The organism is Streptomyces sp. NPDC020801 (assembly GCF_044334385.1).
Taxonomy (GTDB): domain Bacteria; phylum Actinomycetota; class Actinomycetes; order Streptomycetales; family Streptomycetaceae; genus Streptomyces.
Genome location: NZ_JBIRST010000001.1, coordinates 1 through 13,412, shown reverse-complemented (window position 1 = coordinate 13,412; position 13,412 = coordinate 1). Strand labels below are relative to the sequence as shown.

At 72.6% G+C, this 13,412-nt stretch carries 12 protein-coding genes; 7 read left to right on the top strand and 5 right to left on the bottom strand.

The features are described 5' to 3' along the window. Positions 1-194 precede the first annotated feature (194 nt). Both ACH4UM_RS00060 and ACH4UM_RS00055 read left to right on the top strand, forming a co-directional pair. A complete protein-coding gene (locus ACH4UM_RS00060) occupies positions 195-527 on the top strand; it encodes a hypothetical protein (protein ID WP_398171897.1) in 333 nt (110 codons plus the stop codon). A gap of 213 nt (positions 528-740) precedes the next feature. Then, positions 741-2,546: a phosphatidylglycerol lysyltransferase domain-containing protein gene (locus ACH4UM_RS00055; protein WP_398171895.1), complete on the top strand. Its 1,806-nt coding sequence runs from the start codon at positions 741-743 to the stop codon at positions 2,544-2,546. A gap of 909 nt (positions 2,547-3,455) precedes the next feature. Here ACH4UM_RS00055 and ACH4UM_RS00050 read toward each other — a convergent pair. From ACH4UM_RS00050 to ACH4UM_RS00035, 4 genes are all read right to left on the bottom strand, one after another. After that, positions 3,456-5,003, bottom strand: coding sequence for an ATP-binding protein (locus tag ACH4UM_RS00050; RefSeq protein WP_398171893.1), 1,548 nt, complete (start codon positions 5,001-5,003; stop codon positions 3,456-3,458). Beyond that, positions 5,004-5,723 (bottom strand): response regulator transcription factor, encoded by a 720-nt coding sequence (locus tag ACH4UM_RS00045; RefSeq protein WP_398173524.1) that lies wholly within the window; start codon positions 5,721-5,723, stop codon positions 5,004-5,006. A 218-nt stretch (positions 5,724-5,941) separates the two neighbouring features. After that, the gene (locus tag ACH4UM_RS00040; RefSeq protein WP_398171891.1) at positions 5,942-6,595 is read right to left on the bottom strand and encodes a CE1759 family FMN reductase; all 654 of its coding nucleotides are present in this window, start codon (positions 6,593-6,595) and stop codon (positions 5,942-5,944) included. 56 nt (positions 6,596-6,651) lie between these two features. Next, entirely contained in the window at positions 6,652-7,749 is a 1,098-nt protein-coding gene (locus ACH4UM_RS00035) for an LLM class flavin-dependent oxidoreductase (RefSeq protein WP_398171889.1), read from the bottom strand. Positions 7,750-7,996: 247 nt separating this feature from the next. On the opposite strand from ACH4UM_RS00035, the gene ACH4UM_RS00030 reads away from it, so the two are divergent. The 3 genes from ACH4UM_RS00030 (at position 7,997) to ACH4UM_RS00020 (ending at position 9,370) form a co-directional block, all read left to right on the top strand. Further along, a complete protein-coding gene (locus tag ACH4UM_RS00030; protein WP_398171887.1) occupies positions 7,997-8,335 on the top strand; it encodes a YnfA family protein in 339 nt (112 codons plus the stop codon). 97 nt (positions 8,336-8,432) lie between these two features. Next, complete coding sequence (locus ACH4UM_RS00025) at positions 8,433-9,209, top strand: SDR family NAD(P)-dependent oxidoreductase (RefSeq protein WP_398171885.1); 777 nt, start codon at positions 8,433-8,435, stop codon at positions 9,207-9,209. Between the two features lie 5 nt (positions 9,210-9,214). Continuing rightward, complete coding sequence (locus ACH4UM_RS00020; RefSeq protein WP_398173620.1) at positions 9,215-9,370, top strand: hypothetical protein; 156 nt, start codon at positions 9,215-9,217, stop codon at positions 9,368-9,370. Positions 9,371-9,677: 307 nt separating this feature from the next. On the opposite strand, the gene ACH4UM_RS00015 is transcribed toward ACH4UM_RS00020, so the two are convergent. Next, on the bottom strand, positions 9,678-10,871 hold the full coding sequence (locus ACH4UM_RS00015; RefSeq protein WP_398171883.1) for an RtcB family protein: 1,194 nt from the start codon (positions 10,869-10,871) through the stop codon (positions 9,678-9,680). 283 nt (positions 10,872-11,154) lie between these two features. On the opposite strand from ACH4UM_RS00015, the gene ACH4UM_RS00010 reads away from it, so the two are divergent. Together ACH4UM_RS00010 and ACH4UM_RS00005 are read left to right on the top strand one after the other, a co-directional pair. Then, the gene (locus ACH4UM_RS00010) at positions 11,155-12,102 is read left to right on the top strand and encodes a DUF3558 domain-containing protein (protein WP_398171881.1); all 948 of its coding nucleotides are present in this window, start codon (positions 11,155-11,157) and stop codon (positions 12,100-12,102) included. A gap of 118 nt (positions 12,103-12,220) precedes the next feature. Continuing rightward, the gene (locus tag ACH4UM_RS00005) at positions 12,221-13,177 is read left to right on the top strand and encodes a DUF3558 domain-containing protein (protein WP_398171879.1); all 957 of its coding nucleotides are present in this window, start codon (positions 12,221-12,223) and stop codon (positions 13,175-13,177) included. Positions 13,178-13,412 lie beyond the last annotated feature (235 nt).

Here is a 13,412-nt window from a genome sequence, read left to right as displayed (position 1 = left end):
CGGCCACTACCAGCCTGCGCCAACCCGCCACGTGGCGCATCGGGCCGAACGGCCCCCCACTTCGGCGACGTCCGGCCGCGAGGAGCGCGCGGGGGCGCCGCCGGCCGCCGGCCGGCCTGTGATCGGTTTCCGTCACGGGTGGGCACTACGTACTGTAGGGTCCGGCTCGCCATTCAACCGTCTACGGGGGACCCATGCAGGAAGCACATTGTCCGGGGCCCGGCGCCGCGCCCGGTGAGGAGGCGGGGGGCGGGCTCGCGGTGACCGTCGCGGTGCTCGTCCTGAGTCTCACGATCGCGGCCGTGGGGGTGTATCAGCTGTGCGGGTTCGGGCTGCACAGCCTCGACCGGCGGCCGCATCTGTTCGGGGACGGGTTCGCCACGGCGGGCGTGATCGCCGCCACGGTGGCGGCCGGGGCGGCGGCGGGCAATCTGGCCTGGCTGCTCACGGCGGCGCGCAGACGGGCGGCCCCGGACGGCGGGGTCTGCGCCGACGGCGACCGCGCTCCGGCCGCCGGGGCCGAGTGAGCCTTCACAGCGGGGTCTTACCTTCTCCACAGGAACCGCGGTCGGCTGCTCCACCCGGCTCCGTTACCCTACAGTCCGTAGTGTCAGCGACAAAGGTGTGCGACGGACCGCCTGTCCGGCTGCCCGCCAGGCCGCTCCCCGCCAGGCCGATCCCGTCGGCCGTTCTCCGTCCCCGCCGGTCTCGCCGGCCCGCTCCGAGGTGACGTGTCACCCATGCCCGCACAGCAGGCCCTCATCCCCCCACAGCGCGATCCCCGCTCCCCCGCCCTGCCTTCGCCCGGTCCCCGGCTGCGGGCGCGTGCCGCCGCGGCCACCGTCTGGTACCTGCGGCTGATGGCGGTGCTCAACATCGTCGCGGTGCTCTCGCTGCCGTTCCGCGAGGAGGTCCACGAACACAACGCCGGCGAGTTCTTCACCCCGTACCTGGCGACCGCCGGTCTGGTCTCGGCGGCGCTCGCGCTGTTCCTCGCCATGGTGATGCGGCGCCGGAAGCGGGCCGCCTGGCTGTTCAACCTGCTCCTCGCCGGGCCCCTGTTCGCGCTCTACGTCCTCGCGCTGACCCAGGACGGTTTCCAGGACCACCTGTTCAACTGGCTCTCCGCCGCCCTCACCGGACTGTTCGTCGCCGCGCTGCTGATCGGGCGGCGCGAGTTCAACGCCATCGGCGACCGGTCCAACCCCAGGCTCGCCCTCGCCGTGGGCGCCGTCGGGATCCTCGTCAGCGGCGGCCTCGGCACCTGGCTGGTTGACGCCACCAACAAGGCCTCCGGCGCCTCCTTCACCGACAAGGTCGTCTACACCCTGCTGCGCGGCATCAGCGTCGGCCCGCTCGCCGACCACGTGCCCGCCGTGCACGCACCCCGCTGGGTGGACATCACCATCAACATCCTGATGGCGGCCACCTTCCTCCTCGTGCTGTACGCCTGCTTCCGCTCGCCCCGCGGCCGTGCCCTGCTCAGCGAGGAGGACGAGAAGCGGCTGCGCGAGCTGCTCGACAGGCACGGCGAGCGGGACTCCCTCGGTTACTTCGCGCTCCGCCGCGACAAGGCCGCGATCTTCTCCCCCACCGGCAAGGCCGCCGTCACCTACCGCGTGGTGGGCGGCGTGAGCCTCGCCTCCGGCGACCCCATCGGCGACCCCGAGGCATGGCCGGGCGCCATCGACGCCTGGCTGGCCGAAGCCCGCCGGCACGCCTGGACGCCCGCCGTCATGGGCGCGAGCGAGGAGGCCGGCACCATCTACGCCCGGCACGGCCTGGACGCCCTCGAACTGGGTGACGAGGCCATCGTCGAGGTCGCCGACTTCAGCATCGAGGGGCGCGCCATGCGCGTCGTACGGCAGGCCCACAACCGGGTCCGCCGGGCCGGCTACACCGTGCGCATCCGCCGCCACGAGGACATCCCCGACGAGGAGATGGCGCTCCTGGTCGACCGCGCCGACCACTGGCGCGACGGCGCCACCGAGCGCGGTTTCTCCATGGCGCTCGGGCGGCTCGGCGACCCGGCCGACGGCCGCTGCGTGATGCTGGAGTGCCGCGACGCCGACGGGGAGCCGCGGGCCCTGCTGAGCTTCGTGCCGTGGGGCGAGCAGGGCCTTTCGCTGGACCTGATGCGCCGTGACCGCGACTGCGAGAACGGCCTGATGGAGTTCATGGTCGTCGAACTGCTGCTGCGCGCCCAGGAGATCGGCGTACGCCGGGTCTCGCTGAACTTCGCGATGTTCCGGTCGGTCTTCGAGCGCGGGGCCCGGCTCGGCGCCGGTCCGGTGCTGCGGCTGTGGCGCTCGGTGCTCACCTTCTTCTCCCGCTGGTGGCAGATCGAGTCGCTCTACCGCGCCAACGCCAAGTACCGGCCGGTCTGGGAGCCCCGCTTCCTGCTGTTCGCCAAGAGCGGCGACATCCCGCGCATCGGCATCGCCAGCGCCCGCGCCGAGGGCTTCCTCACCCCGCCCGCACTGCCGGCCTTCACCCGCCGCAAGGAGTCCCGGCCGGCGGAGGGCAGGGTCAACTCCTCCTACTGAGGGACCACTCCCCCGCCCCGAACCGGAGCCCGCGCATCCCGGCCCGCTCGCAGGCCCTGGTCGCAGGGGTGTTGCGGGCGTCGACCGGGAACGCGGTGCGCCCGTACCGCCGTACGAGGGCGCCCACCCGCCGTAGAGGGCGTCCACGACGAAGCCCGACACGGCCGCGCCCGCCCTCCGGCCGCGCGCCGGAGGTCGGGCGCCGGAGGTCGGGCGCCGGACGTCGGGCGCCGGAGGTCGGGCGCCGACCCCTGTCGGCAGCCCGCATCCGGCCCCCGACCAGGCGTCGGCGGCCACCGCGAGCAGCCCGCCGTCGCCCGGCTCCGCGGGTTCCGGCGCGCAGGCGCCCGCCCAGCGGCGCACCCCGGCCGCCCCGGCTGGGCCTGCGAGACGGGGAGGCACGCGTCGAAGAGCTGCCGGGCGTCCCGTTCGCCGTCGGGGTCCAGCCACCGCACGCAGACGCCGGCCGCTCGACGCCAGGGGCCGGACACCCGGCGCCGACGGCCGGCCGCTGGGCGCCGGCGGTCTTGCGTCCCGGCGGCCGGCCGGTCTCCGTCCAGCCGAACGGCCGCCCGCCCGGCTCCAGTTCGGCGGTGCCACGCACCAGGGCGCCGGTCAGCGGTGCCACGCACCTGGGCGCCGGTCAGCGGTGCCACGCCGAAGGGCCGGTACGCCGGTCCGACCTCGGCGAGCACCTCCCGTACGGGAGGCAGGGCGCCCACGGCGTCCCACGCGACCGCGATCCGGTCCCGCCGGGACAGCGCGGGGCGCGCGACCGCCGTGGCCGGTCCGCGCCGGAAGACCTGTACCCCTTGCCCTGGCCCCGGATGTCCGTCGGGCCGCGCCTGCGCGGCCCACCAGAGGTGCGCCGGGGCCCCGTCATTCACCTCGGGTGCCACAGGCCCGGCTTCACCGGGTACCGGCCCCCCGGCCAGTGTCCCGGTCACCCCCGCGTGAACCACTCGTCATCCCGCCGCCGTTGTGGTGACCCCGGCCGTCGTGGTGACCCCGGCCGTCGTGGTGGCCCCGGCCGTCGTGATGGCTCCGGTGCGCGCCCACGGTGAACCCGATCACCGCTCCGCCGCCGTCGCGCCGGAAGGCGAAGGGCGCGCCGCCGTGCGCCATGGCCACCTCGCGCACGATGGACAGGCCGAGGCCGGACCCGGGCAGGGAACGGGCGTCGGGGGCCCGGTAGAAGCGGTCGAAGATACGGATCAGGTCGCCCTCGGCGATGCCGGGCCCGCGGTCGAGGACCTCGACGCGGACGGTGCCGGGCCGGGCCGGGCCGGCGACGGCGATCTCGATGGGCTGCTTGCCGTCGCGGTCGAACTTGGCGGCGTTCTCCACCAGGTTGGAGATGGCCCGCTGGAGCATGCCCGGGCGGCCGTCGGTCGTCGTGTCGCCGCTCGCGCGGACCACGATGTCCCGCCCGGTGCGGCGGCGGGCGAGGCCCGCGACGTCCTCGGCGATGTCGGCGAGGTCGACCCGCTGCGGCGGCTCGGTGTCGGACTGGCCGGCCGCGAGGTCGACCAGCTCGTTGACCAGGTCGGTCAGCTCGCGGGCCTCCTGGGTGAGGTCGGCGACCAGTTCCTCGCGGCTGTCGGGCGGCAGTTCGTCGATCCGGCGCAGCAGCGAGATGTTGGTACGCAGAGAGGTCAGCGGGGTGCGCAGTTCGTGGCCCGCGTCCTGGACCAGGCGGCGCTGGTCCTCCTCGGACTGGGCGAGCCGGCCCAGCATCCGGTCGAACGCGCGGCCGAGCCGGCCCACCTCGTCGTAGCCGGTGACGGGCACCTCGATGCCCAGCTGCCGGGTGCGGGCGACGTCCTCGGCGGCGGACGTGAGGATCACCAGCCGGCGGGTGATGCGGCGGGCGAGCCACCAGCCGCAGAGGCCGGCCGCGATCACCACGACCCCCATCAGGATCAGTGTCCGCTGCTGCAGCGCGCGCAGCAGGTCCTCGGTGTCGCTGAACTCCTGGGCGACCTGCACGGCGCCACGCCCGTCGCCGAGCGCGACGGTCGCGATGCGGTACACGTCGTCGGCGACCACGACGTCCTTGTACTCGACGGTCTTCCCGGCCCTGGCGGCGGCCGCTATGGCCCGGTCCTTGGCGGTGACGGGCAGCTGGGGGCTGCCGTGGTCGACGATCTGGCCCCGGTCGCCGAGCACCTGGACGTCGGTGCGGCTGGGCCGGACGACCTCGTGCCCGGGGCGGGAGGAGGAGAAGTCCGCGGGGGTGCGGTCGTAGCGCCGCACCTCGTCCTGCACGTCCTGCACGACCTGTGTGAACACCGACTGCTCGTCCACCCGCACCAGCCGGGCGGCGGAGTTGTACGACAGGATGCCGACGAGGATGGTGACGGCCGCGGTCACCACGGCGAACGTCACCGCGAACGTGGTCCGCAGCGAGGACAGCCGGGGCCGGGGCCGGTCCAGCAGCCGCGCGAGGCGGCCCACTCAGTCCTCCCGCAGCACGTAACCCACGCCGCGCACGGTGTGGATCAGCAGCGGCGCGCCCGGCTCGTCGAGCTTGCGGCGCAGATAGCCGACGTAGACGGCGAGGTTCTTGGAGCCGGGCCCGAAGTCGTAGCCCCAGATGCGGTCGTAGATGGTGGAGTGGTCGAGCACGATGCCGGCGTTGCGGACCAGCAGCTCGAGCAGTTCGAACTCGGTGCGGGTCAGCTCCAGCTCCCGCGCGCCCCGCCACACCCGGCGGGCCTGCAGGTCCATGCGGATCCCGGCCGCCTCGACCTGCCGCTCGGGGGCCTGCGGCTCCTTCGCCGGTACCTCGCCCGCGCCGACGCCCGCGCCGACGCCGACCGGGCTGGTGCGGCGCAGCAGGGCGCGCAGCCGGGCGAAGACCTCCTCGACGTCGAAGGGCTTGACGACGTAGTCGTCGGCGCCCGCGTCCAGGCCGGCGATCCGGTCGGCGGTCTCCACCAGGGCGGTGAGCATCAGGATCGGGGTGCGGTCGCCCTCGGCGCGCAGCACCCGGCAGACCTGGAGTCCGTCGATCCCGGGCATCATCACATCGAGGACGAGGACGTCCGGTGGGGTCCTGTGGGCCTGTGCGAGCGCCTCGACGCCGTCGGCCACTGCCGTCACCTCGTAGCCCTCCAGGGTCAGGGCCCGCTCGAGGGCATGGCGGATGGCGCGGTCGTCTTCGGCGAGCAGCACAGTCTGAGGCACGCGTCCAGTCTGCCAAGGCCGACGGCACTGTGGTCGGGGCGAGCGGGCCTACGATCACCCTTTTTACCCGGCTCTCACCGACTCGGAGGCAACCGGGAGCGGCTGCCTACCGTCCTCTCACCGTCACATGGGCGGCACCCGGTGCCGCCCGGCCCCCGGGTGCTGCCGCCCCGGACGGCTGATTGTCGCCGACCGGCGTCGAGGCGTCACCCCCGCAGTGCCGCCAGCCGCTCCTCGAACGGCACGACCGTGAAGCCGCCCGCTTCCTCCTGCTCGGCCCGCTCGGCCTGCTCGGCCCGCTCGGCCCGCTCGCCCTGCTGCGGCAAGCGCCCCACCGCCGACAGGCCCGTCATGAGCGCCGCCAGCTCCCCCGCCGCCCGCTCGATCCGCTCGGGCAGCCCCTCGGCGCCCCAGTCCTCCGAGGCGGCGTAGACGCCGGTGGGGACGACCACGGCGCGCAGATGCGCGAACAGCGGCCGCAGGGCGTGGTCCAGGACCAGCGAGTGCCGGGCGGTGCCGCCGGTCGCCGCGACCAGCACCGGCTTGGCCGTCAGGGCGCCGTCGTCCCGCGCCCCGAGCACGTCGAAGAAGGACTTGAACAGTCCGCTGTACGACGCCGAGAACACCGGAGTGACGGCGATCAGCCCGTCCGCCTCCGCCACCGCGTCCAGCGCGGCCGCCAGGGCCGGGCCGGGGAAGCCGCTGGTGAGGTTGTGCGCGATGTCGACCGCGAGGTCGCGCAGCTCGATCACCCGGACATCCGCGGCGGCACGCTCCGCGGTGGCGGCCGCCAGCCGGTCGGCCAGCAGCCGGGTGGAGGACGGCACGCCCAGTCCGGCCGAGACGGCGACGAGATTCATGCGGCCGCTCCCACGGCTGCTCGTTCCGCTGCTCGTTCCGCCGCTCGTTCCGCCGCTCATACGGCACTCACCTCCTGGGAGTCCTCGGCGGCTGCCAGCAGCGACGCGTGGGTCGGCGCGTCGGGCACGTCCGCGGGACGGCCCTTGGCGAACTCCTCGCGCAACACCGGCACGACCTCCTGGCCGAGCAGGTCGAGCTGCTCCAGCACGGTCTTCAGCGGCAGTCCGGCGTGGTCCATCAGGAACAGCTGGCGCTGGTAGTCGCCGGCGTACTCGCGGAAGGCGAGGGTCTTGTCGATGACCTGCTGCGGGGAGCCGACGGTCAGCGGGGTCTGCTCGGTGAAGTCCTCCAGGGAGGGGCCGTGGCCGTAGACCGGGGCGTTGTCGAAGTACGGGCGGAACTCACGGACCGCGTCCTGGGAGTTCTTCCGCATGAACACCTGGCCGCCCAGGCCGACGATCGCCTGCTCGGGCGTGCCGTGCCCGTAGTGGGCGTACCGGGTCCGGTACAGCTCGACCATCCGCCTGGTGTGGTCGGCGGGCCAGAAGATGTTGTTGTGGAAGAAGCCGTCGCCGTAGTACGCGGCCTGCTCGGCGATCTCCGGGGAGCGGATGGAGCCGTGCCAGACGAACGGCGGGACGCCGTCCAGCGGGCGCGGGGTGGAGGTGAAGCCCTGCAGCGGAGTGCGGAACTTCCCTTCCCAGTTCACCACGTCCTCGCGCCACAGCCGGTGCAGCAGGGCGTAGTTCTCGATGGCGAGGTCGATGCCCTGCCGGATGTCCTGGCCGAACCAGGGGTAGACCGGTCCGGTGTTGCCGCGGCCCATCATCAGGTCCACCCGGCCGTCCGCGAGCTGCTGGAGCATCGCGAAGTCCTCGGCGATCTTCACCGGGTCGTTGGTGGTGATGAGGGTGGTGGAGGTGGACAGGACCAGCCGCTCCGTCTGCGCGGCTATGTAGCCGAGCATGGTGGTCGGGGACGACGGCACGAACGGCGGGTTGTGGTGCTCGCCGGTCGCGAAGACGTCCAGGCCGACCTCCTCGGCCTTCAGCGCGATGGCGACCATGGCCTTGATCCGCTCGCGCTCGGTCGGCGTACGGCCCGTGGTGGGGTCCGGCGTGACATCGCCGACGCTGAAGATCCCGAACTGCATGGTCGCTCACCCTCCAGTTTGTTTATGATTCAACTATACCCTCCCAACGGATCGCACCCCCGAGGTATTCCGCACCCACCCCACGACCGCCCGGCACCCCCGGCCCGCCGCGGCGAGCCGGACCGCCCCGGCTGCCGTCGTCCGCGCCCCGGAGCGTGGCTCCCGCTCCCGTTCCCGTTCCCGCCAGGGCAGCAGCGGCGCAGAAGCAGTGCAGAAGCGGCCGGCGGCTCCGTGCGAAGCTGCCCGCATGGTGATCCTGCGCTCCGCCGCCCTCTTCGTCGTCGCCGCGCTGTTCGAGATCGGCGGCGCCTGGCTGGTCTGGCAGGGCGTGCGCGAACACCGCGGCTGGCTCTGGGCCACCGGCGGCGTCCTCGCGCTCGGCGCGTACGGCTTCGTCGCCACCTTCCAGCAGGACGCCCACTTCGGCCGCGTCCTCGCCGCGTACGGCGGGATCTTCGTCGCCGGTTCGCTGCTGTGGGGCGTGGTCGCCGACGGCTACCGGCCCGACCGCTGGGACGTGACCGGCGCGCTCATCTGCCTCGCCGGGATGGCCGTGATCATGTGGGCGCCGCGGGGCGGCAGCTGACGCCCCGCGGCGCCGGGGCCGGACGGCCCGGTCGGCCGCCCGCACCCGTCACCTACGCTGGGCGGAGCGTACGTACCGAAACCCGAGGAGCAGCCCCATGGCCACCGCCGCACCGTCCGCCGCCTCCCGCATCGCCGTCGTCACCGGTGCGAGCAGCGGAATCGGCGCCGCCACGGCCCGGCAGCTCGCCGCCGCCGGCTACCGCGTCGTTCTGACCGCCCGGCGCAAGGACCGTATCGAGGCGCTCGCCGAGGAGATCGACGCGGCCGGCCACGCGGCGACGGCGTACCCGCTGGACGTCACCGACCGTGCGGCGGTGGACGAGTTCGCCACGGCCTTCAAGACCGTAGGCGTGCTGGTCAACAACGCGGGCGGCGCGCTCGGCGCCGACCCGGTCGCCACCGGCGACCCGGCCGACTGGCGCACGATGTACGAGACGAACGTCCTCGGCACCCTGAACCTCACCCAGGCCCTGCTGCCCAAGCTGGAGGCGAGCGGCGACGGCACGGTCGTGGTCGTGTCCTCGACGGCCGGCCACGGCACCTACGAGGGTGGCGCGGGCTACGTCGCCGCCAAGCACGGCGCCCATGTCCTCGCCGAGACCCTCCGCCTGGAGATCGTCGGCAGGCCGGTCCGCGTCATCGAGATCGCGCCCGGCATGGTCAAGACGGACGAGTTCGCCCTCACCCGCTTCGGCGGCGACCAGGAGAAGGCCGCCAAGGTCTACGAGGGCGTCGCCGAGCCGCTCTCGGCCGACGACGTGGCCGAGACCATCACCTGGGCGGTGACCCGCCCCAGCCATGTCAACATCGACCTCCTGGTCGTGCGCCCGCGCGCCCAGGCGTCGAACACCAAGGTGCACCGGGAGCGGTGATGACCATGACGACCGACGAAGCCGGACGGGACGCGGAGCGCGAGCGCCTGGCCCTGGAGAAGAAGCGCGAGCGCTACGTCTGGTACTACCTCGGCTACTTCCTCTTCGGCATCCACATCGTGGCGTTCGTGATGATCTACGCGGTACGACACGCCAAGTGAACCGAAAGGTGAGCGCGGGTACGGCCCACGTGCCGCCGTACCCGCGCCCGCGGTCCGCCCGGTCGGTCGGGGCTTGTTCGGCTTGTGCTGCACGGGGCCGACGAGGTGCGGCGCCACCTGGCCCATCTGCCGGGAGGACTCCGTGCAACCGGTGACGACGAGCGGGCTGCCGGCGCGGTTCGCGCGACGAGGCCCCCGGCTTCCTGTCCTTGCGGATCTCGAAGTCCATCGCACCCCTTGAACTGGGGTGTTGCAACGACCACTAGAACTCAAGCACAGCCGGGGGCCTCGCGACTCGGCGCGTGATTCAGCCCTTCACGCACACCACCTGCTTGAGCTTCGCCACCACCTCGACGAGGTCCCGCTGCTGGTCGATGACCTGCTCGATCGGCTTGTAGGCGCCCGGGATCTCGTCGACCACGCCGGAGTCCTTGCGGCACTCCACACCCCGCGTCTGCTCCTCCAGGTCCTTCGTCGAGAAGCGGCGCTTGGCGGCGTTGCGGCTCATGCGCCGGCCGGCGCCGTGCGACGCGGAGTTGAAGGACTCCTCGTTCCCGAGACCCTTCACGATGTACGAGCCCGTGCCCATCGAGCCGGGGATGATCCCGTAGTCGCCGGAGCCCGCGCGGATCGCGCCCTTGCGGGTGACGAGCAGGTCCATGCCCTCGTACCGCTCCTCCGCCACGTAGTTGTGGTGGCAGGAGATCTCCGGCTCGAAGGCCGGCTTCGCCTTCTTGAACTCCCTGCGGACCACGTCCTTCAGGAGCGCCATCATGATCGTTCGGTTGTACTTCGCGTACTCCTGCGCCCAGAACAGGTCGTTGCGGTATGCCGCCATCTGCGGCGTGTCCGCCACGAAGACGGCGAGGTCGCGGTCGACCAGGCCCTGGTTGTGCGGGAGCTTCTGGGCGACGCCGATGTGGTGCTCGGCCAGTTCCTTGCCGATGTTGCGGGAGCCGGAGTGAAGCATCAGCCAGACGGCACCGGTCGTATCCGTGCAAACCTCGACGAAGTGGTTTCCCGACCCGAGCGTCCCCATCTGCTTCGTGGCGCGTTCCTGACGGAACCTGACCGACTCGGCCACCCCGTCGAACCGCCCCCAGAACCCGTCCCACCCGCCGGTCGCGAACCCGTGCAGGCGCCCCGGGTCGACGGGATCGTCATGCATCCCCCGCCCCACCGGGATCGCCTGCTCGATCTTCGAGCGGAGTCGGGACAGGTCGCCCGGCAGGTCGTTCACCGTCAGCGAGGTCCTGACCGCCGACATTCCACAGCCGATGTCCACGCCCACCGCCGCCGGGCAGACCGCGCCCTGCATCGCGATGACCGAGCCGACCGTCGCGCCCTTCCCGAAGTGCACGTCCGGCATGACTGCCAGGCCCCTGATCCAGGGCAGGGTCGCGACGTTCTGGAGCTGCTGCATGGCCGCGCCCTCGACGGTCGCGGGATCGGCCCACATGCGGATCGGGACCTTCGCGCCCGGCATCTCCACGTACGACATATCGTCCTCATTCCCCCGGAAAACGTACAGAAGTCTTGAATGGCAATACCGGCGCCAAGGTCGACGAAACAGGACAACGGACCGGCGTTCACGGCATCGCGTGCGATACACATTGTCTCCAGGGAGCGCCCCCGCGCGGCAAGCCATTAACCAGCGGGGACCCCGGACCACCGGCGAAACGGACGTCGTCGGGGGCCGTCGGACGTCGGGTCGCCGAACCGCCGAGTCGCCGAACCCTCGAACCGCCCGGTCGCCGAGCCCGCGAAGCGAGAGGAGCCTGCCCGTGCTGCGGAAGGCCTACGTATCCGGCGCGGCCGCGCTCGTCGCGGCGCTGCTGCTGGCCGGCTGCACCGGCGGCTCGTCGGGCGACGGCCAGACCGACAACGCCAACCCCGGCGGCTCCGGTACGGCGACGGCGGCGGCCCAGCCGGGCAAGTACCGCACGCTTCCGGAGGCCTGCGGCGCGGTCGGGCACAGCACCCTCGACGCGCTGCTGCCCGGCATCAAGCAGATCACGGACGTGGACCAGCGCGGCAAGGCCTACGCGGGCGAGGCAACGCTCACGTACGACACCGACCGCAAGGTCGGCTGCCGCTGGAAGGTGGAGTCCGCTGAGGCCACCGACCACCTCTTCGTCGACTTCGAGCGGGTCGTCTCCTACGACAACACCGTCAGCGACGACAGCCAGGCGGAGGCGGTCTTCGCCACCAAGCAGGCGGCCGCGGACCTTCCCGAGCCCGCCGCGACCGGCTCGCCCTCCGACGGCGCGGACAAGTCCGCCGCCGGCAACCCGGGCGGCCCGGCCTCCGGCCCCGCCTCCTCCTCCCCCTCCTCCTCCCCGGCCACCTCCCCCTCGTCCCCGTCATCCCCCTCGTCCCCGTCATCCGCCGCGTCCCCGTCGTCCCCCGCGTCCCCCGGCTCCCCGTCCTCCTCGTCGTCCTCGTCGTCCTCGTCGTCCGCCTCCGCCACCTCCGGCGCCACGCCGACCAACCTCCAGCCCCGCACGCTGGACGACCTCGGCGACGAGGCGTTCATCGACGACGCGCTCAGCAGCTCGGGTTCGACGGCCAAGCAGCGGACCGTGACTGTGGCGTTCCGCACGTCCAACGTGATCGTGACCATCGAGTACGAGGAGCAGCCGGCCATCGTCGGGGTGGTCCCGGACAGCAAGGAAATGCAGGACAGAGCCCGGAAACTGGCGGCACGGCTGGCGGACTCGCTGAGCGGCTGACGTCCCTCGCCGGGCACTTGGGGCCCGGGCGCAAAGCACGGGAAGCGAGACCACCCGGCTGTCCCACCGCGTACCGTGGCCCCTCGGACCCGATCCGACCGCAGGAACCACAAGCGTCATGAGTGAAGGAACCATGCAGCGAGCAGCCCAGCGAGAACAGCGTGACCTGGGGGTACCTCCCACGCCGTTTAGGCAGTGGGGGAGTGCCCCGCGAGTGAAGCGGCTGAACCGTGTCCTTGTCTGCGCGGCGGCCGTCCCCGTGATGTTCCTGGCCGCGGCCTGCTCCTCGGACTCCGGCTCCGGCTCCGGTGACAGTGCGAAGCAGAGCCAGTCGGGCGGTGGCGCCAAGGGGTCGGCGAGCGCGAGCTCGTCGCCGACGGTGCAGGCCGCGCGGTACGGGAAGCTGCCGGAGGCCTGCAAGGTGCTGTCGGACAACACGCTGGGCGATCTGGTACCCAAGGGCGTGAAGTCCGCCAAGGAGGGCACCTCGAGCGACATCTCCACGCGTGCCGGCTGCTCCTGGAACAGCCTGGACAACAACGGCGTGAAGGGCTCCCAGTTCCGCTGGCTCAATGTCTCGCTGCTGCGCTTCGACTCCGACGCCACGCGCGGCTCGGGCGACAAGCAGGCGCAGGAGTACTACCAGAAGCAGGTCCAGGACGCGAAGTCCGTGGCGGGCGCGGAGAACGCGAAGTCGGAGCCGGTGTCCGGGACGGGCGACGAGGCGACGCTGGTGCGTTACGACCTGAAGAAGAAGGAAGGCGCCTTCAAGCAGCAGACGGTCGTGACGCGGGTGGAGAACGTGGTCGTCACCGTCGACTACAACGGTGCCGGTCTGGCCGGTGACAAGACCCCGGACGCGGACGACCTGGCCAAGTCCGCGGAGAAGGCCGCCAAGGAGGCGGTGGCCGCGGTGGCGGCGGCGAACGGCGGCAACGGCGCCTCCGGCGGCGGGGCGCCGAGCGCCTCCTCGTCCGCCTCGGGTTCGAAGGCGCCGTCGAAGTCGGCGTCCCCGTCGAAGCCGGCGTCGGCCTCCCCTTCTCGGTCCGCGTCCAAGGCCGCCGCGACGAACTGAGCGGCCGGCGGCCGGCCCGTTGAGGCGGGCAACGGGATCCGGCCATCCGTTCGCCGCACGGATGTGCCACTCTGTTGCGCGCAACAACACGCAATGGGAGGGGAGTACGGGTGGCCGCGCCACTGCAGCTGACTCGGATGCACCGCGTTCTCATCGGCGTGGTCGTGACGGGCGCTGTGATCATCGCCAGTATCGGCTTCGCGGGTTCGTACGCGGCCGTCCGTGAGCTCGCCAT